The 20,952-nt window shown below is 43.5% G+C and carries 23 protein-coding genes; 19 read left to right on the top strand and 4 right to left on the bottom strand.

Features of this window, described 5'->3' with window-relative positions:
* Positions 1-21 precede the first annotated feature (21 nt).
* The 8 genes from ABVF55_RS07550 (at position 22) to ABVF55_RS07515 (ending at position 7,603) form a co-directional block, all read left to right on the top strand.
* Positions 22-252: a DUF1146 family protein gene (locus tag ABVF55_RS07550; RefSeq protein ID WP_049490545.1), complete on the top strand. Its 231-nt coding sequence runs from the start codon at positions 22-24 to the stop codon at positions 250-252.
* A gap of 66 nt (positions 253-318) precedes the next feature.
* Entirely contained in the window at positions 319-1,602 is a 1,284-nt protein-coding gene (gene murA / locus ABVF55_RS07545) for a UDP-N-acetylglucosamine 1-carboxyvinyltransferase (RefSeq protein WP_445285156.1), read from the top strand.
* Entirely contained in the window at positions 1,592-1,780 is a 189-nt protein-coding gene (locus ABVF55_RS07540; RefSeq protein ID WP_003006464.1) for a DNA-directed RNA polymerase subunit beta, read from the top strand. The genes murA and ABVF55_RS07540 overlap by 11 nt, the downstream gene beginning before the upstream one ends.
* Before the next feature lie 82 nt (positions 1,781-1,862).
* A complete protein-coding gene (locus tag ABVF55_RS07535) occupies positions 1,863-2,702 on the top strand; it encodes a DNA/RNA non-specific endonuclease (RefSeq protein ID WP_445285155.1) in 840 nt (279 codons plus the stop codon).
* Positions 2,703-2,783: 81 nt separating this feature from the next.
* Entirely contained in the window at positions 2,784-3,506 is a 723-nt protein-coding gene (locus tag ABVF55_RS07530) for a M57 family metalloprotease (RefSeq protein WP_445285154.1), read from the top strand.
* 103 nt (positions 3,507-3,609) lie between these two features.
* A complete protein-coding gene (locus ABVF55_RS07525) occupies positions 3,610-5,517 on the top strand; it encodes an ABC-F family ATP-binding cassette domain-containing protein (RefSeq protein ID WP_445285153.1) in 1,908 nt (635 codons plus the stop codon).
* Positions 5,518-6,390, top strand: a complete 873-nt coding sequence (locus tag ABVF55_RS07520; protein WP_445285152.1) for an XRE/MutR family transcriptional regulator — start codon at positions 5,518-5,520, stop codon at positions 6,388-6,390.
* 25 nt (positions 6,391-6,415) lie between these two features.
* Complete coding sequence (locus ABVF55_RS07515) at positions 6,416-7,603, top strand: MFS transporter (protein ID WP_445285151.1); 1,188 nt, start codon at positions 6,416-6,418, stop codon at positions 7,601-7,603.
* Positions 7,604-7,626: 23 nt separating this feature from the next.
* Here the strand turns inward: ABVF55_RS07515 and ABVF55_RS07510 are convergent, their stop codons facing one another.
* The 3 genes from ABVF55_RS07510 to murT are packed head-to-tail and all read right to left on the bottom strand — an operon-like array spanning position 7,627 to position 10,053.
* Complete coding sequence (locus ABVF55_RS07510; RefSeq protein WP_024056107.1) at positions 7,627-7,911, bottom strand: lipopolysaccharide assembly protein LapA domain-containing protein; 285 nt, start codon at positions 7,909-7,911, stop codon at positions 7,627-7,629.
* 10 nt (positions 7,912-7,921) lie between these two features.
* Positions 7,922-8,710 (bottom strand): lipid II isoglutaminyl synthase subunit GatD, encoded by a 789-nt coding sequence (gene gatD / locus ABVF55_RS07505; protein ID WP_445285150.1) that lies wholly within the window; start codon positions 8,708-8,710, stop codon positions 7,922-7,924.
* On the bottom strand, positions 8,710-10,053 hold the full coding sequence (gene murT / locus ABVF55_RS07500; protein ID WP_445285149.1) for a lipid II isoglutaminyl synthase subunit MurT: 1,344 nt from the start codon (positions 10,051-10,053) through the stop codon (positions 8,710-8,712). The genes gatD and murT overlap by 1 nt, the downstream gene beginning before the upstream one ends.
* 103 nt (positions 10,054-10,156) lie before the next feature.
* Between murT and cdaA the strand changes: the two genes are divergently transcribed.
* The 11 genes from cdaA to whiA all read left to right on the top strand — a co-directional run bounded on the left by cdaA (position 10,157) and on the right by whiA (position 19,600).
* Positions 10,157-11,005, top strand: a complete 849-nt coding sequence (cdaA, locus tag ABVF55_RS07495; protein ID WP_223325370.1) for a diadenylate cyclase CdaA — start codon at positions 10,157-10,159, stop codon at positions 11,003-11,005.
* Positions 11,002-11,751, top strand: coding sequence for a CdaR family protein (locus ABVF55_RS07490; protein ID WP_445285148.1), 750 nt, complete (start codon positions 11,002-11,004; stop codon positions 11,749-11,751). The genes cdaA and ABVF55_RS07490 overlap by 4 nt, the downstream gene beginning before the upstream one ends.
* A gap of 22 nt (positions 11,752-11,773) precedes the next feature.
* Positions 11,774-13,123 carry a phosphoglucosamine mutase gene (gene glmM, locus ABVF55_RS07485; RefSeq protein ID WP_129824250.1) on the top strand — a complete coding sequence of 450 codons (1,350 nt, stop codon included), beginning with the start codon at positions 11,774-11,776 and terminating at the stop codon, positions 13,121-13,123.
* A 45-nt stretch (positions 13,124-13,168) separates the two neighbouring features.
* Positions 13,169-14,530 carry an Ig-like domain-containing protein gene (locus ABVF55_RS07480; RefSeq protein WP_445285147.1) on the top strand — a complete coding sequence of 454 codons (1,362 nt, stop codon included), beginning with the start codon at positions 13,169-13,171 and terminating at the stop codon, positions 14,528-14,530.
* Positions 14,531-14,647: 117 nt separating this feature from the next.
* On the top strand, positions 14,648-14,779 hold the full coding sequence (locus ABVF55_RS07475) for a DUF4044 domain-containing protein (protein ID WP_003011566.1): 132 nt from the start codon (positions 14,648-14,650) through the stop codon (positions 14,777-14,779).
* Positions 14,780-14,812: 33 nt separating this feature from the next.
* Positions 14,813-16,126 (top strand): GTPase ObgE, encoded by a 1,314-nt coding sequence (gene obgE / locus ABVF55_RS07470; RefSeq protein WP_009732573.1) that lies wholly within the window; start codon positions 14,813-14,815, stop codon positions 16,124-16,126.
* Between the two features lie 51 nt (positions 16,127-16,177).
* Complete coding sequence (locus ABVF55_RS07465; RefSeq protein ID WP_003006512.1) at positions 16,178-16,342, top strand: hypothetical protein; 165 nt, start codon at positions 16,178-16,180, stop codon at positions 16,340-16,342.
* Positions 16,343-16,360: 18 nt separating this feature from the next.
* Positions 16,361-16,744 carry a RidA family protein gene (locus ABVF55_RS07460; protein WP_003006514.1) on the top strand — a complete coding sequence of 128 codons (384 nt, stop codon included), beginning with the start codon at positions 16,361-16,363 and terminating at the stop codon, positions 16,742-16,744.
* Between the two features lie 77 nt (positions 16,745-16,821).
* Positions 16,822-17,712 carry an RNase adapter RapZ gene (rapZ, locus tag ABVF55_RS07455; protein ID WP_009732574.1) on the top strand — a complete coding sequence of 297 codons (891 nt, stop codon included), beginning with the start codon at positions 16,822-16,824 and terminating at the stop codon, positions 17,710-17,712.
* Complete coding sequence (locus tag ABVF55_RS07450; protein WP_003017791.1) at positions 17,709-18,686, top strand: YvcK family protein; 978 nt, start codon at positions 17,709-17,711, stop codon at positions 18,684-18,686. The genes rapZ and ABVF55_RS07450 overlap by 4 nt, the downstream gene beginning before the upstream one ends.
* On the top strand, positions 18,683-19,600 hold the full coding sequence (whiA, locus tag ABVF55_RS07445; protein WP_049474808.1) for a DNA-binding protein WhiA: 918 nt from the start codon (positions 18,683-18,685) through the stop codon (positions 19,598-19,600). Before ABVF55_RS07450 ends, whiA begins: the two co-directional genes overlap by 4 nt.
* Before the next feature lie 290 nt (positions 19,601-19,890).
* Here the strand turns inward: whiA and ABVF55_RS07440 are convergent, their stop codons facing one another.
* Positions 19,891-20,859 carry an NAD(P)/FAD-dependent oxidoreductase gene (locus tag ABVF55_RS07440; protein ID WP_049490569.1) on the bottom strand — a complete coding sequence of 323 codons (969 nt, stop codon included), beginning with the start codon at positions 20,857-20,859 and terminating at the stop codon, positions 19,891-19,893.
* Positions 20,860-20,952: the final 93 nt, after the last annotated feature.

The raw sequence follows: 20,952 nt of genomic DNA, 5'->3' as shown, positions 1-20,952 counted from the left end.
CAAATATGGTATAATAGCTGTATGATTCAAATGATTTTTAATCTTTCAAGCCATCTATTGTTTATCTTTTTTGCCTATTACCTATTGATAAACCTGGTTCAATGGGAAAAGTTTTTAAAAGTAAGTGCTGAAAATGCGGTTAAAATCCGTTTTTTGATCTTGATGATCAGCGTTGGAATCGGCTATCTAGCCAGCTCATTTTTTATTAGTGTCTATGAGATGAGTCGGCAGATTTTTATTGGCCAATTCTAGCCACATTTTATAAAAAATATGGTATGATAGAAAGCGTGACTTTAAGAAATTGGAGAACAATCCCGTATGGAAAAAATAATCGTTAATGGTGGAAATAATCGACTAGTTGGAACTGTCAAAATCGAAGGAGCAAAAAACGCTGTCCTTCCGCTTCTTGCTGCAACAGTCCTTGCAAGTGAGGGCGTGACAACCTTAAAAAATGTCCCTGTTTTATCAGATGTCTTCACAATGAACAATGTCGTTCGTGGGTTGAATGCACAAGTGACCTTCAATGAAGAAGAAAATACGGTTGTCATAGATGCGCAAGAAAAATTATCAGAGGAAGCGCCTTATAAGTATGTGAGCAAGATGCGGGCCTCTATCGTTGTCTTGGGTCCTGTCTTGGCACGCAATGGCCATGCTAAAGTTTCCATGCCTGGAGGCTGTACGATCGGTAGTCGTCCAATAGACCTCCATCTCAAAGGTCTGGAAGCCATGGGGGCTGAAATTACACAAACGGCCGGCTATATTGAAGCAAAAGCAGATCGACTTCATGGAGCGCATATCTATATGGACTTCCCATCAGTAGGTGCGACACAAAATATTATGATGGCTGCAACCTTGGCTGATGGAGTCACCGTGATTGAAAATGCTGCGCGGGAACCTGAGATTGTCGACCTAGCTCTTTTGCTTAATAAAATGGGAGCTAATGTCAAGGGGGCAGGAACTGAGACCTTGACCATCGTTGGTGTGGAGAGCTTGCACGGTGCAGACCACAATGTTGTGCAAGACCGCATCGAGGCTGGAACCTTTATGATTGGGGCAGCCATGACTGGTGGAGACGTATTAATCGAAGATGCCATTTGGGAACACAACCGTCCGCTTCTATCTAAGATGCAGGAGATGGGTGTAACGGTAACCGAAGAAGAAAATGGCATTCGGATTCAGTCGGATATCAGTAAGCTCCGTCCAGTAACCGTTAAAACCCTTCCCTACCCAGGATTCCCAACCGATATGCAGGCTCAATTCACAGCCTTGATGGCCATGGCTAAAGGTGAGTCAACCATGATTGAAACGGTCTTTGAGAATCGCTTCCAGCATTTGGAAGAAATGCGTCGGATGGGGGTTCATTCAGACATTATGCGCGATACAGCTCGCATCGTCGGAGGCGAAAGCTTCCAGGGAGCAGAGGTTATGTCGACCGATTTACGTGCGAGTGCAACGCTTGTTTTGATGGGATTAGTGGCAGAAGGAGAAACCAAAGTTAGCAAATTAAACCACTTAGACCGTGGCTATTACCAATTCCATGAAAAATTGGTGGCACTAGGTGCAGATGTGAAACGTGTAGAGGAAGCAGACGATGAAAACTAATCTTCGCTATGTAGGCAAACAGCTAGGAATTGTCCTTCTGTTAGCTGTGATCGGAATCATTATTTTTGCGGTTGGTTTAGTCATTGGCTATGGGGTGATTGGAGATGGAAAAAATCCATGGTCCATTCTCTCTCCGGATACCTGGTCAGAGATCATTGGGAAACTAACAGGCAAATAAGATTTAAATAAAATTTTTTAAAAAGGAGAGCAGCGAATCGAGTCAAAGACCCATCTAGCGCTGCTCTTTTTTGGAGAGAGGCATGACAAAACAAAGAGTAACAAAACGTACGAAACAAACACTAGCTGGGTTTGTGGTGGCAACAGCCCTAGCAATCGGTGGTTATTATTTTAATCAACCGACGGTAAAAGAAGCGACAGATCAGGTTGTTTCCGTAGTGACCAGCAGCCAAAATGAAACACCCAGTAAGGAATTAGCCAGCTCGGTGCTAACGAAATCTGCCCGTTCGCAATTGGGGAATGAGTTGGAATGGAATGGTGCTGGAGCCTTTGTAGTTAAGGGAAATCGAACAGATCTAGATGCCAGTGTTGCTAGTCAACCCTATGCGGATAACAAGACAAAAGAAGTCAATGGAAAGACTGTACCGACAGTTGCCAATGCCATCATGACCAAGGCGACTCGTCAGTACAGAGATCGCGATGCAACAGGAAATGGCCTAACCGATTGGAAACCTGCAGGTTGGCATCAGGTTCATAATCTGTCAGGCGAGTACGACCATGCGGTAGATCGGGGCCACCTATTGGGCTATGCCTTGATCGGTAATCTCAAAGGGTTTGATGCTTCGACTAGTAACCCCAAAAATATCGCTGTCCAAACGGCTTGGTCCAATCAAGCCAATGATCCTCATTCCACTGGTCAAAACTACTATGAGACCCTGGTTCGAAAGGCCTTAGATAAGAACAAGCGGATCCGCTATCGGGTGACCTTGATCTACAACCATCCAGAAGATCTGATTCCATTAGGATCACAGATCGAAGCCAAATCGAGTGACGGGACCCTTGAGTTCAATGTCTTTGTTCCCAATGTTCAAAGTGGGATTAGCCTGGATTACCAGACAGGAAAAGTAACCGTTCATCAATAAGCCAGAAAGCATGGCTATTTAAGTTATTTTTAAGAATGGGGTGTTACAATGGCATACCTTCTTTAAGAGAAAGGAGAATGTATGAGAACCATTTTTCGATTTTTCAGAGGAATCCTTCGCATGGCTTGGAGTCTTTTTTGGGGATTTTTCTGGACCATTGCCATCAGTTTTCTCGTTCTAGTGGGGATCATCTATTTCACAGATTCCCCTAGTTCTGGTATGGATGGAGTTGGGCGAGCCGCCCAAAAGGTTGTCTATCAAGTCGGCAATTTATTTGGTGATCAGGGCTTTGCATCGCGCTTTGGGATGACGTCTAGCTCACAGACCACGCAAACAGACAATCATGAGCATAGCGGTGCTCGCTGGGAGAAAGCGGAGGCCACGGTTTATCTAGATCCCAATATCAGTCAAACTTTTGTAAAAGCTTATCGGGATGCGATTGAAGCTTGGAACCAAACAGGCGCCTTTACCTTTAAGTTGGTTACAAATGAAAAAGAAGCTAATGTCGTCTTGACTGAGATGGACAATGCTACGGTTTCTGCTGCAGGAGAGACTGCCTCTCAGACCAACCTCTTAACCAACCGATTCACCCATATCACGATTCGTCTTAATCGCCATTATCTGTTAAATTACGTTTATAACTACAGTTATGAACGAATTGTTAATACAGCTGAGCATGAGTTAGGCCATGCCATTGGTTTGGACCACACTGATGGAGAATCGGTTATGCAACCGGCTGGCTCTTTCTACAGTATTCAAGATTCCGATGTAGAGGCAGTTCGACAATTGTACAAGGAAGAATAACATACAATCTATCATTGAAAAGTTCTGGGCCCCAAGGGCTCAGGATTTTTTTGATCGCTCGTCTTTCCTTGTTTAATCTGAAAAAAGATAGTAAAATAAGAACATGATTATTTTACAAGCTAACAAAATTGAACGCTCTTTTGCAGGGGAGGTTCTTTTTGATAACATCAGCCTGCAAGTGGATGAACGGGACCGGATTGCCCTGGTCGGAAAGAACGGAGCCGGTAAGTCTACGCTCTTGAAAATCTTGGTCGGAGAAGAAGAGCCGACTTCTGGGGAAATCAATAAAAAGCGGGACCTTTCCCTCTCTTATCTGGCCCAAGATAGCCGCTTTGAGTCGTCCAATACCATCTACGATGAAATGCTCCATGTCTTTGACGATCTCAGAAAGACCGAGAAAACTTTACGGCAGATGGAGCTTGCGATGGGGGAAAAAACTGGGGCTGATTTGGAGAAACTCATGCAGGATTATGACCGGCTATCGGAAGAATTTCGTCAGGCTGGTGGCTTTACCTATGAAGCTGATATCCGCGCTATTCTCAACGGCTTTAAGTTCGATGAGTCCATGTGGCAGATGAAGATTGAAGAGTTATCTGGTGGCCAAAATACCCGTCTCGCTCTGGCCAAGATGCTTCTAGAAAAACCAAATCTTTTGGTATTGGACGAGCCGACCAACCACTTGGATATTGAGACCATCGCCTGGTTGGAAAACTATCTGGTCAATTATAGCGGAGCTCTTCTCATTGTCAGCCACGACCGGTATTTCCTCGATAAAGTTGCTACCATTACCTTGGACTTGACCAAGCATTCTTTAGATCGCTATGTCGGTAATTACTCCAGCTTTGTGGAGCAAAAAGAACAAAAATTGCTGACCGAAGCCAAGAACTACGAGAAGCAACAAAAAGAAATTGCTGCGCTGGAAGACTTTGTTAATCGCAATTTGGTGCGGGCGTCGACCACCAAACGGGCCCAGTCTCGGCGCAAGCAGTTGGAAAAAATGGAGCGCCTAGACAAGCCGGAAGCTGGGACTAAGTCTGCCCATATGACCTTCCATTCTGATAAGACATCGGGAAATGTCGTCTTAACAGTAGAAGAGGCAGCCGTCGGCTATGACAATCAAATCCTCTCAGAGCCAATTAATTTGGATATCCGCAAGATGAATGCGGTCGCTATTGTAGGACCAAATGGAATCGGGAAATCTACTCTTATCAAGTCCATCGTCGGGCAGATTCCTTTTATCAAGGGTGAAGTTCGTTTTGGGGCCAATGTCGAGGTAGGCTACTATGACCAGACTCAGAGTAAGCTAACCCCTCACAACAGTGTCTTGGATGAGCTCTGGAATAACTTTAAACTGACACCAGAAGTGGAGATCCGCAATCGCCTGGGAGCCTTTCTTTTCTCTGGGGATGATGTCAAGAAAACTGTCGGCATGCTGTCAGGTGGAGAGCGGGCGCGTCTGCTCTTGGCCAAGCTGTCCATGGAGAATAACAATTTCTTGATTCTCGATGAGCCAACCAACCACTTGGATATCGATAGCAAGGAAGTGCTGGAAAATGCCTTGATTGATTTTGATGGGACCTTGCTCTTTGTCAGTCACGACCGTTACTTTATCAATCGGGTAGCTACTCAAGTTTTGGAACTCTCAGAAGAGGGCTCAACTCTTTATCTAGGAGACTACGACTATTATCTGGAGAAAAAAGCGGAGTTAGAGGCTCTTGCTGCAGTACAAGCAGAAGCTATGCCTGTTTCTTCTACGGAGGAAGTCACCAGCAATGACTACCACTTGCAGAAGCAAAACCAGAAGGAACTCCGTAAAATCACTCGTCGCATTGAGCAATTGGAAGCAGAGATGGAAGAGCTGGATCAGAAAATCCAAGACATCACCGAAACTATGCATAGCACCAACGATGCAGCTGACTTGGTTCAACTGCAAAGTGAGCTGGATCAACTGACTGTCCAGCAGGAAGCCGTCATGGAAGAGTGGGCAGAACTGTCAGAGCAGGTAGAATAGATGGACGATCTTGGAAAAGTTTTTCGTGAATTTCGAATCAGTAAAAATTATTCATTGAAAGAAGCTGCAGGAGAGGCCTGCTCGACCTCCCAATTATCCCGTTTTGAATTGGGGGAGTCGGATCTGGCTGCTTCGCGCTTCTTTGACATTTTGGACAATATCCATGTGACGATTGAGAATTTTATGGATAAGGCCAGAAATTTTCAACACCATGAGCATGTCGCTTTGATGGCTCAGATTATTCCGCTTTACTACTCAAATGATATTGCAGGTTTTAAAAAGCTTCAAAGAGAACAACTTGAAAAAGCCAAGAGTTCGACCAATCCTCTCTATTTTGAGCTGAACTGGATCCTGCTACAAGGCCTGATTTGTCAGAGAGATGCTAGTTATACCATGAAGCAGCGTGATCTAGACAAGGTGGCGGATTACCTCTTTCAAACGGAAGAGTGGACCATGTATGAATTGATCCTCTTTGGCAATCTCTACAGCTTTTATGATGTGGACTATGTCACACGGCTTGGGAGAGAAGTGATGGAGCGTGAAGATTTCTACAAGGAAATTGGTCGCCATCGAAAACTGGTCTTGATTCTGGCTCTGAATTGCTACCAACATTGTTTAGAACACCGTTCTTTTGAAAACGCCAGCTATTTTGAAGCCTATGTAGAAAAGATTATCGGGAAGAGCATCAAACTCTACGAACGCAATATCTTTCATTACCTTAAGGGATTTGCTCGGTACCAAAAGGGGCAAACAGAAGAAGGGCGGCAGCAAATGCAGGAAGCCATGCATATTTTTGACGTGCTGGGACTGCCGGAGCAGGTGGCCTATTATCAAGAACACTTTGATAAATTTGTAATAGATGAATGTTCCTAAATAGGACAGAGATAAAGGAGATTTTATGAACCGACATGCGGTCCAATTAATTAGTCGTGGAGCTATTAACAAAATTGGAAATATGCTCTATGACTACGGAAATAGTGTCTGGTTGGCCTCGATGGGGACTATAGGAAAGACGGTATTAGGGATCTATCAGATTTCTGAGTTAGTGACAGGGATTCTCGTGAATCCTTTTGGAGGAGTGATTTCGGACCGTTTTTCTCGTCGCAAGATTTTGATGACAACCGACTTGGTTTGTGGTCTCCTTTGTTTGGGAATTTCTTTTATCACAAATGATAGCTTGATGATTGCAGGCCTGATTGTTGCCAATATTGTCCAGGCCATTGCTTTTGCTTTCTCTCGTACGGCTAATAAAGCCATTATCACAGAAGTTGTAGAAAAGGATGAGATTGTGACCTATAATGCCCGCTTGGAGTTGACCTTACAAGTGGTCGGTGTTAGTTCTCCTGTGTTCTCTTTCCTTGTTTTACAATTTGCCAGTCTCCATGCGACTCTCTTACTAGATGCGCTAACTTTTTTCATCGCCTTTGTTCTGGTCGCTTTCCTTCCGAAAGAAGAAGCCAAGGTTCAGGAAAAGAAACGGCTTACGGGAAAAGATATTTTTTCGGATATGAAGGATGGATTGCACTATATCTGGCATCAGAAAGAGATTTTCTTTCTCTTGTTGGTGGCTTCCAGCGTCAATTTCTTTTTTGCAGCTTTTGAGTTTTTGATTCCTTTTTCGAATCGCCTTTACGGGGTCAAAGGAGCATATGCGACCATCTTAACCTTGGGCGCTATTGGCTCTATCATCGGAGCCTTGATTGCTAATAAATTTAAATCAAGCATGGAAATGCTACTTTTCTTATTGATTTTAACAGGAGTAGGAGTCTTCATGATGGGCTTGCCCCTTCCGCCTCTTCTTTCCTTTTCTGGAAATCTAGTCTGTGAGCTCTTTATGACAATTTTTAACATCCACTTTTTTACCCAGGTTCAAACCAAGGTAGAAGGAGACTATCTGGGCCGGGTCTTAAGCACCATTTTTACCTTGGCCATTCTCTTTATGCCTGTGGCTAAAGGCTTGATGACCTGGTTGCCAAGTGTCCGTGTAGAATCTTTTCTCTTGATAGGAGCTGGCGTCATCCTCTTTTCACTCTTAGCACAAGTAGTCGCCAAGAAATTACAAGCAAAAGAAGGTACATCAGCATAAAAAAAGCACCGATCGGTGCTTTTTTAGTTGTTATTTTTTTCTTCTATTTTAACTTCTTTCTTTTCTTCCTCCAGTTGCTTTTGAGTGCTCTTGAGTTCTTTTTTTAGGGAGAAGCCCTTTGAAAAATTAACCAAGGTCATGACAAATGCACCCAAGAGGACACAGAGCAAGATCAGAATGATCAAGGGCAATTTAAATTGGACCAAGAGGAAATTCACAGTGACTGATTGCATGTTTGCAAGGGAAATACCAGCAATCAATAAAATTAAAAGTAATAAAGCAATGTAGTGTAGATTATTTTTGTTCATCATTATCTCCTTATTGTTCAGCAGGGGCCTTGCTTTTCACATCAGCGTACTCTTCCGGCTGCTCTAGGCTTAGAATCTCCTCATAAGCCGGTAGGGAAAGGTCCTTGCCATATTTATTTTTTAAAGCAGTGCTCACTAGTCGATAGGCCAAATTGGCATTTCGGGACAAGATAGGACCGTGGAAGTAGCTGCCAAAGACGTTCTTGTAATGAACCCCTTCGCACCCATCTTCTTTGTTGTTCCCATTTCCATAGACGACCTTACCCAGCGGTTTTTCATCCTCAGCCAAGAAGGTCCGACCTTGGTGGTTTTCAAAACCATAATAGGTTTCGTTAAATTCTTCGTTATGGATTTTGATATCACCGATATAGCGGTTGTTGACTTGGTTGAGCGTATAGTGGCCCATAATGCCAAGTCCCTCAATGCGTTTGCCAGAAGCTTCAATGTAGTATTGGCCTAGAAGCTGAAAGCCACCACAGATAGCAAGGACTACACCATCGTCATGAATGAAGCGTTCGAGGTCTTCTTTTTTATCTGGTAGATCCTCGGATACAATGGTCTGTTCGTAGTCTTGCCCGCCGCCGAAAAAGGCGATATCGTAGACATCAGGGTCGAACCGGTCTTTGAGAGAGACGATATCAACAGTGACATGGGCTCCAAGCTTTTCCGCAACGTACTTGAGCATGAGGATATTTCCATTGTCCCCATAGGTATTCATTAAGTTGCCATAGAGATGGGCAATGCGCAGGCTGTAGGGATACTGTGCCTGATCAGAAGATTCTAGGGAAGTATAAGTCATTAGTGCATCTCCTTTTCAATCAGGTGTTCTTGGGCCAAGAGTTCACGGAATTCTAGCATGGCTGTATAGGTAGCTAAAATGTAAGCATGAGGGGTTTCCTGTTGCTGGATACGTTGGAAGACCTCTTTTAAATCAGCCATTTCTGTGATCTTTTCTGCAGGATAGCCAGTGACCCGAAGTCGTCGAGCAATCTCAGAGTGGCGTACCCCTCCGGCGTTGATTTCTGGGATGTCCATCTGGGTGATTTGCTCAAAGTCCGCATCCCAAATCCAGCTGGTATCGATTCCGTCTGCATAATTTGCATTGAGGAGGACTGACAAGCTAAAGGAATATGGTGCTAGTTTGATCATTTCAATGGCTTGGGTCGCACCAACCGGATTTTTAATCAGGACCAAGGTACATTCCTTATCCCCAATCTTAAAGGTTTCCTGGCGACCAAAGACAGCGCGACTGCGATCGAATCCTTGTTTGATGACTTCGGGCTGTACTCCAAAGAATCCAGCAACAGAGACAGCCGCTAAGGCATTGTAGATGTTGTAGAGACCACCGATATTGATGTGGTAATCTTGCCCTTGGATCCGGAATTGGGAAGAGCGATGGGTTAAAGACAGTAAGTCGGACACGGCATAAGTCAGAGGAGGCCGGTGGAACCCACAGTGCTCACAGATATAATCTCCCAGGTTAGCATAGGTATTGAGCTTGTACTTGAGGATGTTGTGGCAATGCGGGCACAGGATTCCTTCTGTATTGTAATGAGCTAGTTGTGGCTCTGATTTGTCTGTATCAAATCCGTAATATTGGATCGGATTGGATAAGGTCTGACTATTAAAGAGCGGACTATCTCCATTTAACAGAACCGTCGCAGTTGGGACCTTGTGAATGGCATCCAAAATCATTTGGTAGGTCGTATAGATCTCTCCATAGCGGTCCATCTGATCTCGGAAAATATTGGTGACCACAAAAAGGCTGGGCTTAATATAATCACAAATCCGAGAGAGGCTGGCCTCGTCAATTTCAAGTACCGCAATCGGTCGATTTGATTTCGAATGCTTAGCCCGTAAGAAGGTCGTTGTAATCCCAGAGATCATATTGGCCCCACTTGGATTGGTTAAAATCGGTCCAAAAGCTTCTTGGAGAATACCTACGGTTAGCGCAGTGGTCAGGGTTTTTCCATTTGTCCCTGTAATCACAACAATCTCATAGTTTTTGGCCAGTTGACTGAGAATATCTTTATCAAATTTGAGGGCTACTTTACCTGGTAGGGTTGATCCCCGCCCCATTTTTTCTAGAATAGAGCCGGAAAGCTTTCCTGCCAGAAGACCCAAGGTTGTATTTATCTTCATAAATCATATTTTATCATAAAAAGCATCAGAAGGTTACAGAAAAATCTGTTGAAACATGTTATAATAAGGTGATGTCTTTTAGAGAAGTGGTAGGTATGAGAATATGAATATTCAACAGTTTACAAATCCACAATTTTGGACCAGTTTGTTCCCGAATTGGTGGAGTATTATTATCAATATCATTGATATTGCCCTGGTGGCTTGGTTGTTGTATTTTTTGATCAAGGCCATCGTGGGGACCAAGATCATGATTTTGGTTCGTGGAGTTATTATCTTTTTCTTGGTGCAGTTTTTAGCCAATTTCTTAGGGCTCACGACTATTTCATGGCTGATCAATCAAGTGATTACCTATGGGGTTATCGCCCTGGTTGTGATTTTCTCCCCTGAGATTCGGATTGGTTTAGAGCGTCTGGGTCGGGCGACAGAATTCTTTACGACGAGTGAAGTCAGTCAGGAAGAGAAGATGGTGCAGGCCTATGTCAAGGCAGTAGCTTATATGAGCCCACGTAAGATTGGTGCCTTGGTAGCTATTCAAGGAGCCAGAACCCTTCAGGAATATATTTCCACAGGGATTCCTCTAGATGCAGATATTTCAGGAGAATTGCTGATTAATATCTTCATTCCTAATACTCCTTTACACGATGGTGCCGTCATTGTTCGCAATGATAAAATCGCTGTTTCTTGTGCCTACCTGCCCTTGACAGAAAACACTGGAATTTCAAAAGAGTTCGGAACGCGTCACCGCGCAGCCATTGGTTTATCTGAAGTTTCCGATGCTTTTACCTTTGTGGTATCAGAAGAAACAGGCGGGATCTCTGTGACCTATAATGGAACTTTCCGACACGATTTAACCTTAGAAGAGTTCGAGGCAGAATTGAGAGCCTTCTTGGTTCCTGAAGAGAATAAAACGACTAGTTGGAAAGAGCGTCTTTTTGGGAGGGTAACAAAATGAGATCGAAAAAAGAATTTCTTTATGTTTTCGCCTCCGTCTTATTGTCCTTTATCTTGTTTATCAATGCGTCATCCTTTAATTTTCAAAATAATAGTAGCGCTAGACAAGTGAGTTCAGAGACCTACACCAATACCTTGACCAATATTCCAATTGATGCCAAGTACAATGACAAGACATACTTTGTCAGTGGGTTAACATCAGAGGTAACGGTCTTTCTAAAGGGTTCAAACCGGGTCGCTCTAGCAAGCGAAATGCAGCCAGGAACGCGAAAATTTCGCGTGGTAGCCGATCTTCGTAAGGCCAAGGAAGGTACCGTCGAAGTACCGTTGATTGTAGAAGATCTTCCGGCTGGTTTGACCGCAACCGTAGAGCCTCAGAAAGTTTCTGTAAAAATCGGGAAGAAAGCGAAAAAATCGTTTTCGGTCAGGGCTACGATCCCGGACAATCAAATTGTGGATGGAATAACGGTTTCGGATATTTCTCTTGAAACCACCAAGGTAGAAGTGACCAGCGATCAAGAAACCTTGAGTCGCATTGATCATGTCCAAGCGGTCTTCCCATCCAGTGAGATCATTAGTGGAAATTATAGCGGAACTATTTCCTTAAATGCAGTAGATGCTCAAGGAAATGTTCTACCAGGTCTGGTGAATCCGAGTGAAACACGGATTCAAGTGACCACAAAGAGTAGCTCGTCTACGTCAAGCTCAAGCAGTTCGTCGTCGACTTCCTCCAGTTCAAGTAATTAGAAAGTAAAAAAGGTAATAAAGAATGGGTAAATATTTTGGAACGGACGGTGTCCGTGGAGAAGCAAATGTAGAATTAACGCCAGAATTGGCTTTTAAACTAGGCCGTTTCGGTGGCTATGTCTTGAGCCAACACGAAGAAGAAACGCCCTTGGTATTTGTTGGACGTGATACACGTATTTCTGGTGAAATGTTAGAGCATGCCTTAATTGCTGGCCTCTTATCTGTTGGAATTCGCGTCTACAAGTTGGGTGTGATTGCAACACCAGGTGTCGCTTATCTAGTTCGTACGGAAAAAGCCAGCGCCGGAGTTATGATTTCTGCTAGCCACAATCCAGCCTTGGATAATGGCATCAAATTCTTTGGTGGTGATGGCTTCAAATTGGATGACGATCGCGAGCTTGAAATTGAAGCCTTGCTTGATGCTGCTGAAGATACGCTTCCACGTCCAAGTGCCCAAGGTTTAGGAACAGTCATGGAATATCCAGAAGGCTTGCGTAAGTATCAAGAATTCCTTGTATCGACAGGCGTCCAACTCGAGGGCATGCACGTAGTCTTAGATACAGCAAATGGTGCAGCCTCTACTAGTGCCCGTCAAATCTTTGCAGATTTGGGAGCTCAATTGACTGTCATCGGTGAAAACCCAGATGGTTTGAACATCAATGATGGGGTTGGTTCTACTCACCCAGAGCATTTGCAAGAGAAAGTCAAAGAAGTAGGTGCAGCGATTGGTCTTGCCTTTGACGGAGACAGCGATCGCTTGATTGCTGTTGATGAAAATGGAGAAATCGTTGACGGAGATAAGATCATGTACATCATCGGTTCTTATCTTTCAAGCAAGGGCTTGCTCGAAAAAAATACGATCGTCACAACCGTCATGTCCAATCTCGGCTTCCACAAGGCATTAGATGCGAAGGGAATTCAAAAAGAAATCACAGCTGTTGGAGATCGTTATGTGGTCGAAGAAATGCGCAAGTCAGGATACAATCTTGGTGGTGAACAATCTGGTCACGTAGTCATCATGGATTACAACACAACAGGTGATGGTCAATTAACAGGCGTTCAATTGACAAAAATCATGCAAGAAACCGGCAAGAAATTATCTGAATTGGCTGCTGAAGTAACCATTTATCCACAAAAACTGGTCAATATCCGGGTTGAAAATAGCATGAAAGACAAGGCGATGGAAGTGCCTGCTATTCGTGAAATCATTGAAAAAATGGAAGCGGAAATGGCAGGAAATGGACGCATCCTCGTGCGTCCAAGTGGAACTGAACCCCTCCTTCGTGTCATGGCAGAAGCTCCTACCGACCAAGAAGTCGATTACTATGTGGATACCATTGCTGCAGTTGTCCAAGCAGAAATTGGTCTTTAAATCTATAAAAAATAGCTCGCAAACAGGCGAGCAGAGGAGGAATTTATGAAACAGGTCCGTCAAATTGTATGGTCACTTGTCTTAGTGCTAACGATTCTATTCACAGCTGGTTTGACTAAAACAATTCAGGCCGCTGAAGTCTCGTCTTATACACAGACAGCACGCTTAACGAAAGATGGCAATCCTTTAACGAATGGCAGCAAGGTGTTGACGAATGAAAAATTGTCAGCAAGCATTTCTTTGACCTTCCCTGATTCGCAAGCCATTCAAGCTGGTGATACTTTAACAATTAGCTTACCAAAAGAATTAACCCTCTACACAGCATTGGAATTCAATGTTCTTGAGGAAGGCCAATCAAATGGTCAAACTGTGGGGAAAGCTGTCGTTGATACAGGTAAGAAAACAGTGACCGTTACCTTTAATGATTATTTCGCATCTCATCCACTTAACAAGCGAGTTGCCTTGCATTTTGATGTAAAAGTAGACTCAGAAGTGGTCACTAAAACATCCCCAATCCAATTTAAACTAGGCAATACAGATTTTTCATTGAATTATGAAAAGACTGATGGAGAAGCTGGAGACTATGAGATGAAATATGGCTACCAAGATAAGTCTGATCCAACCATTATTAAATGGCGAATTATCTTAAATGCCCGCCAAGATATGCTTCGTGGAATGGTTATTAAAGACCAGTTCGGAGATGGTTTAACTTTAGTTGAAGGTAGCTTGCGTGCGGTTCGCTATGCTCCTGTACAAGGTGGGATCAAGAACGAAGCTCAGATCTTGAGTCTCCCAGTTCTAGATAACTTTACTAAAAAAGCTGTTTTCGATAAGAATGCAGATGGAAAGATCACAGGTTTTACAATTGAATTTGGTGATAATTACAATTGGCCAATGTATATTGAATATTCTACAAAAGTAGCTCCTGGAACTAAAGTCGGTGATATTGTCCATAATACATTAACATGGACGGCAACCAATTTCCCAGCACCGCGTAGTTTAACCCGTGAGGTGAGATTGGAATCAGGAACCGGAGAGGGATTAGGTGAGAAAGATCAAACGCCACCGACATCTAGCTCAACCTCCTCATCAAGTTCTAGTTCTTCATCAAGTTCTAGTTCTTCATCAAGTTCTAGTTCTTCATCAAGCTCATCATCTTCAACGAGTTCTAGTTCTTCATCAAGTTCATCATCTTCAACGAGTTCCAGTTCTACATCGAACTCAATATCCACATCAAGTTCTTCATTGAAATCATCTTCATCTTCTGTTAAAGAAGAAGCCCCAAAACCTGGTAAGAAAAAAGTTCTTCCAAGTACAGGTGAAAAGATGACACCGGTGGTTCTTATCATGGGTGTCTTCCTAGCAGTTCTATCGGTTGGTATTTTACGTGTAAAAAAAGATTCTTAAAATGATCAATGAAAGATCAGACTTCTGTCTGGTCTTTTTGTGTAGGCTCGATTTGAAAAATCCCCTATTTCGTGGTAAAATAGGGCTAATGAATTTATAGTAATCGAGGTATTAGAAGTGGCTTTTGGAGATAACGGAAAACGTAAAAAAACACCATTTGAAATGATCACGATGGTTGTCATTGTGATTATGTTGATTGTAACGGTTGGTGCAATCTTTGCAACCGCAATTGGTGCTCTTTCTTACTAAGACGCACGCAGAAATAAAGGAAATCATCTATTTATGAGTATGTTTTTAGATACAGCCAAGATTAAGGTCAAGGCTGGAAATGGCGGCGATGGCATGGTGGCCTTTCGCCGTGAAAAATATGTCCCTAATGGCGGACCTTGGGGTGGTGATGGAGGTCGTGGTGGCAATGTCATCTTCGTTGTAGACGAAGGCTTGCGTACCTTGATGGACTTCCGTTATAACCGGCATTTCAAAGCCCAAAATGGGGAAAAAGGAATGACCAAAGGGATGCACGGACGGGGAGCAGAAGATCTCTATGTGCGAGTACCGCAAGGAACGACCGTCCGAGATGCTGAGACTGGCAAGGTCATTACGGACCTAGTCGAGAATGGACAAGAGTACATTGTTGCCCACGGTGGCCGTGGCGGACGTGGAAACATTCGTTTTGCCACTCCTAAAAATCCAGCCCCAGAGATTTCTGAGAATGGGGAGCCTGGTCAGGAACGCGAACTCGAATTAGAACTCAAGGTCTTGGCAGACGTTGGTTTGGTTGGCTTTCCTTCTGTTGGAAAATCAACCCTTCTCAGTGTGATCACTTCAGCCAAACCAAAGATTGGAGCTTATCATTTCACAACCATCGTTCCAAATTTGGGCATGGTTCGGACACCGTCAGGTGAATCCTTTGCAGTCGCAGACCTTCCTGGATTGATTGAAGGAGCTAGCCAAGGAGTCGGACTCGGAACCCAGTTCCTTCGTCACATCGAGCGCACCCGTGTTATCTTGCATGTTATTGATATGTCGGCGAGTGAAGGACGCGACCCTTATGAAGACTATGTTCAAATTAATAAAGAGCTTGAAACCTATAATCTTCGTTTGATGGAGCGACCTCAGATTATCGTGGCAAATAAGATGGATATGCCAGAGAGCCAAGAAAACTTGAAAGAGTTCAAGAAGAAATTGGCGTCCAATTACGATGAGTTTGATGAATTGCCACAGATCTTCCCGATCTCTAGTTTGGCGCATCAAGGTTTGGACAACTTGTTAGAAGCAACAGCAGAATTGTTAGACAAAACGCCAGAATTCCTCTTGTATTCAGAAGACGAAATGGCCCAAGAAGAAGTCTACTATGGCTTTGATGAAGACCAGCCAGCCTTTGACATCAGTCGGGATGACGATGCCGCTTGGGTCTTGTCTGGTGAAAAACTTGAAAAACTCTTTAATATGACGAATTTCGATCGTGATGAAGCGGTCATGAAATTTGCTCGTCAATTGCGTGGCATGGGGGTTGATGAAGCTCTCCGTGCGCGTGGGGCAAAAGATGGCGATATTGTCCGGATCGGTAAATTTGAATTTGAGTTTGTAGATTAGGATAGATCCCCAGCGGATCAAGGATTCCAAATAAGAAGTGAGGCTTTTTCAGTGGGAGATAAACCAATATCTTTTCGAGATGAAAATGGAAATTTTGTTTCAGCAGCCGATGTTTGGAATGCTGAAAAACTAGAAGAACTCTTTAATACGCTAAATCCTAAGCGCAAATTGCGCTTACAAAGGGAAAAATTAGCAAAAGAAAACCAGCAGAAGTAAATAGACTTGGAGAATACTATGGCAAAAACAATTCATACAGATAAAGCACCCGCAGCAATCGGACCTTATGTTCAAGGGAAAATCGTAGGTAATCTTCTCTTTGCAAGCGGACAAGTTCCCTTGTCACCTGAAACAGGAGAAATCATTGGCGAAACCATCCAAGAACAAACAGAACAAGTCTTAAAGAATATTGGGGCTATTTTGGAAGAGGCTGGGACAGACTTTGACCACGTGGTGAAAACCACTTGTTTCTTAAGTGATATGAATGACTTTGTACCTTTTAATGAGGTCTATAAAACAGTCTTTACCACAGAGTTTCCAGCTCGATCTGCTGTTGAAGTAGCACGCCTGCCACGTGATGTGAAGGTTGAAATTGAAGTTATTGCGGAAATCAAAGCCTAATAACCATTCAAAGACAAAAAGACAGAGTGGAGAGCAGGAAACTGTAGGCCACTCTGTTTTATTTATGGGAGGAGAAAATGACAGAAAGTAAGATTCAACTGGTCATGGTAACCGGGATGAGCGGTGCGGGAAAGACCGTCGCCATCCAATCGTTTGAGGATTTGGGTTACTTTACCATCGATAATATGCCACCGGCGCTCTTGCTGAAATTTATTGAGCTCATGCGTCATAGCCCGGATAACAATAAATTAGCCGTTGTTGTGGACATGCGGAGCCGTTCTTTTTTCAATGAAATTCGCACCATTTTGGATGAATTGGACAACCAAGAAGACCTCGATTTCAAGGTCTTGTTCTTGGATGCCACTGACAGTGAGTTGGTAGCACGATACAAGGAAACCCGTCGTAGTCACCCACTAGCGGCAGATGGCCGTGTCTTGGATGGGATTACCCTAGAGCGCGAACTCTTGTCACCATTAAAAAATATCAGTCAAAATGTGGTGGATACGACTGAGTTGACGCCTCGTAACCTGAGAAAAACGATCGCAGAACAATTTGCCAGTCAAGATAATCAGCCAGATTTTCGGGTTGAGGTCATGTCATTTGGGTTTAAATATGGCCTTCCGATAGATGCTGACCTTGTGTTTGACGTTCGTTTTCTTCCAAATCCCTACTATAAATTGGAACTTCGGAATTTAACCGGTCAGGATCCAGCAGTCTATGATTATGTCATGGATCACCCTGAATCAGAGGACTTTTATCGTCACCTTCATGACTTGATCGTTCCTATTTTACCGTCTTATAAACGAGAAGGTAAATCCGTTCTCACCATCGCTATGGGCTGTACCGGTGGGCAACACCGTTCAGTAGCCTTTGCAGAGCGTTTAGCGCATGATTTAGAAAAAAATTGGCAGGTCAATTGCAGTCATAGAGACAAGGACAGACGGAAAGAAACGGTGAATCGCTCATGAGAAAACCTAAAGTAACCGTTATTGGAGGAGGAACAGGGATTTCTGTTATCCTCGATAGTCTGAGAAAGAAACCGGTCGATATTACTGCCATCGTAACCGTTGCAGATGATGGTGGGAGTTCAGGTGAATTGCGGAAGAACATCCAAAAATTGACACCACCTGGGGATCTTCGAAATGTGCTGGTTGCCATGTCAGATATGCCTCGTTTTTATGAGAAGGTCTTTCAATACCGCTTTGCTGACGATGATGGCCCTTTGGCTGGCCACCCTTTGGGAAACTTGATCATTGCAGGGATTTCAGAGATGCAAGGCTCGACCTATAATGCCATGCAGTTGTTAACCAAGTTCTTTCATACGACCGGCAAGATCTATCCTTCCAGTGATAGTCCCTTGACCCTTCATGCCGTCTTTCAAGATGGAAAAGAAGTGGTAGGAGAAAGCCACATTGCTAACTACACCGGCATGATTGATCATGTCTATGTGACCAATACCTTCGATCAAGAGCGTCCAAAAGCTAGTAAGAAAGTGGTGGAAGCTATTCTTGAAAGTGATATGGTCGTCTTGGGTCCTGGTTCGCTCTTTACCTCGATCCTTCCAAATTTGATGATCGATGAGATTGGGAAAGCCATCCTTGAAACCAAGGCTCAGGTAGCCTATGTTTGTAACATCATGACCCAAAGAGGAGAAACCGAGCATTTCACAGACAGTGACCACGTTGCCGTTCTCCATAAACATTTGGGAGAGAAGTTCATCGATACCGTCCTTGTCAATATCAATCAGGTTCCCGCAGCTTACATGAACAGCAATAAATTTGATGAATACTTGGTGCAGGTAGAGCACGATTTTAAGGGGCTGCACTCGCAAGTTCCCCAAGTGATTTCTTCTGATTTCTTGAAGCTGGTCAATGGAGGAGCCTTTCATGATGGCGAAAAAGTAGTCGAAGAGTTGATGCAGATCGTGCAGGTGAGAAAATGAGTTTTACGGTTCGTGTCAAAGAAGAATTATTGTCTCTCAAGCGATTTGAAAAGAGTGAATTGGCTGCCATTATCAAGATGTCTGGAAGTCTTGGGATTTCAATGGGGGGCTTGACGCTCTCAGTGACGACAGAAAATGCCAAGATCGCTCGCCATATCTATGAATTGTTGCATCATTTCTATGAGGCCAAATCGGATATCCGCCACCACCAAAAAACCAATTTGAAAAAAAATCGTGTTTACACAGTATTCTTGGATGAGAAGGTGGAAGAGATTCTAGCTGACTTGCATTTGGCAGATGCCTTCTTTGGGATTGAAACAGGTATTGATGCTAGTGTTTTAGAAGATGAAGCAGCTAGTCGTGCTTATCTCCGGGGGGCTTTTCTGTCGAGTGGTTCCATCAAGGATCCTGAAAAAGGGAAGTACCAGCTGGAAATTCATTCTGTTTATACAGACCACGCGGAAGGAATTGCCCTTCTCATGCAAGGATTTTTACTAGATGCGAAAACCATCGAGCGGAAAAAAGGAGTGGTGACCTATCTGCAACGAGCGGAAGATATTATTGATTTTCTCATTGTAGTAGAGGCCATGCAAGCCATGCAGGAATTTGAGTCTATCAAGGTCATGAGAGAGACGCGCAATGACCTCAATCGGGCCAATAATGCCGAGATGGCCAACATTCAGCGCACAGTCACAGCTAGCATGAAAACCATTAATAATATTAGTAAAATTGTGGATACGGTCGGCCTAGGGAGTTTACCAAGTGACTTGCAAGAAGTTGCCTATATCCGGATGAACCATCCAGATTATTCCATCCAGCAGATCGCAGATAGCTTGCAACAACCTATTTCAAAAAGCGGCGTCAATCACCGCTTGCGTAAGATCAATAAGATCGCAGACGATTTAGACAAATAAAAAAGGCCAAAGGCCTTTCATAATGAGGATAAAGTCTTTTTAAAAACTTTCCTTAGGTGAGTACGGACGTCAGCGAACTTCATAGAAGTTCCATGACTTAGTTTTTAGCCTAATGTCTCAAAACTCCCGAGTGCCTGAAACGTAATGTTTCAGGCACTTTTCTCGCAGCGGAAAGTTTTTGTATTTTCTTGATTCATACTAAAAATAGGAACTCATTTTTACTTCTTTGCAGAATCGATTAACTTAAAATAGTTTGACTTCAATTTAAAAAAGGCCAAAGGCCTTTTTTATTATAAACTAGTTGAGTGGGTTGGTTGGACTTTCTTATCTGGATAGATGTAGTTGATGGCATTGTTTACGGCTGTTGGAGCTTCCCCCAGACCTGTAGCGATGAGATCGATCTTTCCTTCATAGAAGCAGCAGTCTCCACAAGCATAAATTCCAGGAAGGCTGGTTTCTTGTTTTTGGTTGACCTTGATTTTATGGCGTTGCAATTCTACACCCCATTCTTTCAAGTTTCCGATTGAAGATTTAAAGCCATAGTTGACAAATAAGTGATCAATCGGAATGAGTTCGGTTTCATCGGTTTTAACTTTTGTGATTTCAAGATGAGTGGCATGACCATTTTCGCCAATCAAGCGGCTAGGAACAAATGGTGTTTTGATGCTAACAGAAGATTGTTTGAGTTCTTCTACACTATGTTCTAAAGCACGGAAGTTATCCCGACGATGAATGATCGTAGTTGGAGCAATCTTGTCAAAAGCAAGAGCCCAGTCTACAGCAGAGTCTCCACCACCAAGGACGGTCACCTGCTGTCCTTCATATTGTTGGATGTTCGAAACATGATAGTGGACGTTATCAAAGTCTTCAGCTCCCTCAATGTCAAGGGCGCGTGGCTTAAAGGCACCACCGCCCATGGCTATAATGACTGCTTTAGACTGATGCACTTGGCGAGAAGTAGTGATGGTGAAGAGGTCGCCTTCTTTTCGAATATCCTCTACAGTTTCATTGAGAAAGATCGGTGTATCAAACCGTTTGACTTGCTCGATCAAGCGGTTGCTCAATTCTTCACCAGTCAAATTGGTAAAGCCAGGTACATCGAGGATACTCTTTTCTGGATAGAGAATAGCTGGTTGCCCTCCCAGTTGAGGTAAGGAATCAATCAGTTTGACTTTTACTTGGCGCATATTGCCATAAAAAGCAGCAAACAGACCAACTGGTCCGCCTCCAACAATTGTAATATCATAAATTTCTGACATAGTATCTCCTTCAGGGTTTTCTTTGTTTCCATTGTATCATAAAATGGGAAGAATGAAAAAGTTGGAAAAAGAAATGATATGAAGGCTAGGAGG

Source organism: Streptococcus sp. KHUD_012, assembly GCF_052588255.1.
This window is presented reverse-complemented; position numbering and strand designations above follow the sequence as displayed.

Excerpts from the sequence above, each read along its gene's own strand:
- ABVF55_RS07530 (WP_445285154.1), top strand. The coding sequence starts at position 2,784 with ATGAGAACCATTTTTCGATTTTTCAGAGGAATCCTTCGCATGGCTTGG.
- glmM (WP_129824250.1), top strand. The coding sequence starts at position 11,774 with ATGGGTAAATATTTTGGAACGGACGGTGTCCGTGGAGAAGCAAATGTA.
- ABVF55_RS07480 (WP_445285147.1), top strand. The coding sequence starts at position 13,169 with ATGAAACAGGTCCGTCAAATTGTATGGTCACTTGTCTTAGTGCTAACG.
- ABVF55_RS07510 (WP_024056107.1), bottom strand. The coding sequence starts at position 7,911 with ATGAACAAAAATAATCTACACTACATTGCTTTATTACTTTTAATTTTA.
- ABVF55_RS07450 (WP_003017791.1), top strand. The coding sequence starts at position 17,709 with ATGAGAAAACCTAAAGTAACCGTTATTGGAGGAGGAACAGGGATTTCT.
- ABVF55_RS07550 (WP_049490545.1), top strand. The coding sequence starts at position 22 with ATGATTCAAATGATTTTTAATCTTTCAAGCCATCTATTGTTTATCTTT.
- cdaA (WP_223325370.1), top strand. The coding sequence starts at position 10,157 with ATGAATATTCAACAGTTTACAAATCCACAATTTTGGACCAGTTTGTTC.
- gatD (WP_445285150.1), bottom strand. The coding sequence starts at position 8,710 with ATGACTTATACTTCCCTAGAATCTTCTGATCAGGCACAGTATCCCTAC.
- ABVF55_RS07520 (WP_445285152.1), top strand. The coding sequence starts at position 5,518 with ATGGACGATCTTGGAAAAGTTTTTCGTGAATTTCGAATCAGTAAAAAT.
- ABVF55_RS07440 (WP_049490569.1), bottom strand. The coding sequence starts at position 20,859 with ATGTCAGAAATTTATGATATTACAATTGTTGGAGGCGGACCAGTTGGT.
- obgE (WP_009732573.1), top strand. The coding sequence starts at position 14,813 with ATGAGTATGTTTTTAGATACAGCCAAGATTAAGGTCAAGGCTGGAAAT.
- murT (WP_445285149.1), bottom strand. The coding sequence starts at position 10,053 with ATGAAGATAAATACAACCTTGGGTCTTCTGGCAGGAAAGCTTTCCGGC.
- ABVF55_RS07515 (WP_445285151.1), top strand. The coding sequence starts at position 6,416 with ATGAACCGACATGCGGTCCAATTAATTAGTCGTGGAGCTATTAACAAA.
- ABVF55_RS07535 (WP_445285155.1), top strand. The coding sequence starts at position 1,863 with ATGACAAAACAAAGAGTAACAAAACGTACGAAACAAACACTAGCTGGG.
- ABVF55_RS07490 (WP_445285148.1), top strand. The coding sequence starts at position 11,002 with ATGAGATCGAAAAAAGAATTTCTTTATGTTTTCGCCTCCGTCTTATTG.
- ABVF55_RS07540 (WP_003006464.1), top strand. The coding sequence starts at position 1,592 with ATGAAAACTAATCTTCGCTATGTAGGCAAACAGCTAGGAATTGTCCTT.
- rapZ (WP_009732574.1), top strand. The coding sequence starts at position 16,822 with ATGACAGAAAGTAAGATTCAACTGGTCATGGTAACCGGGATGAGCGGT.
- whiA (WP_049474808.1), top strand. The coding sequence starts at position 18,683 with ATGAGTTTTACGGTTCGTGTCAAAGAAGAATTATTGTCTCTCAAGCGA.
- murA (WP_445285156.1), top strand. The coding sequence starts at position 319 with ATGGAAAAAATAATCGTTAATGGTGGAAATAATCGACTAGTTGGAACT.
- ABVF55_RS07525 (WP_445285153.1), top strand. The coding sequence starts at position 3,610 with ATGATTATTTTACAAGCTAACAAAATTGAACGCTCTTTTGCAGGGGAG.
- ABVF55_RS07460 (WP_003006514.1), top strand. The coding sequence starts at position 16,361 with ATGGCAAAAACAATTCATACAGATAAAGCACCCGCAGCAATCGGACCT.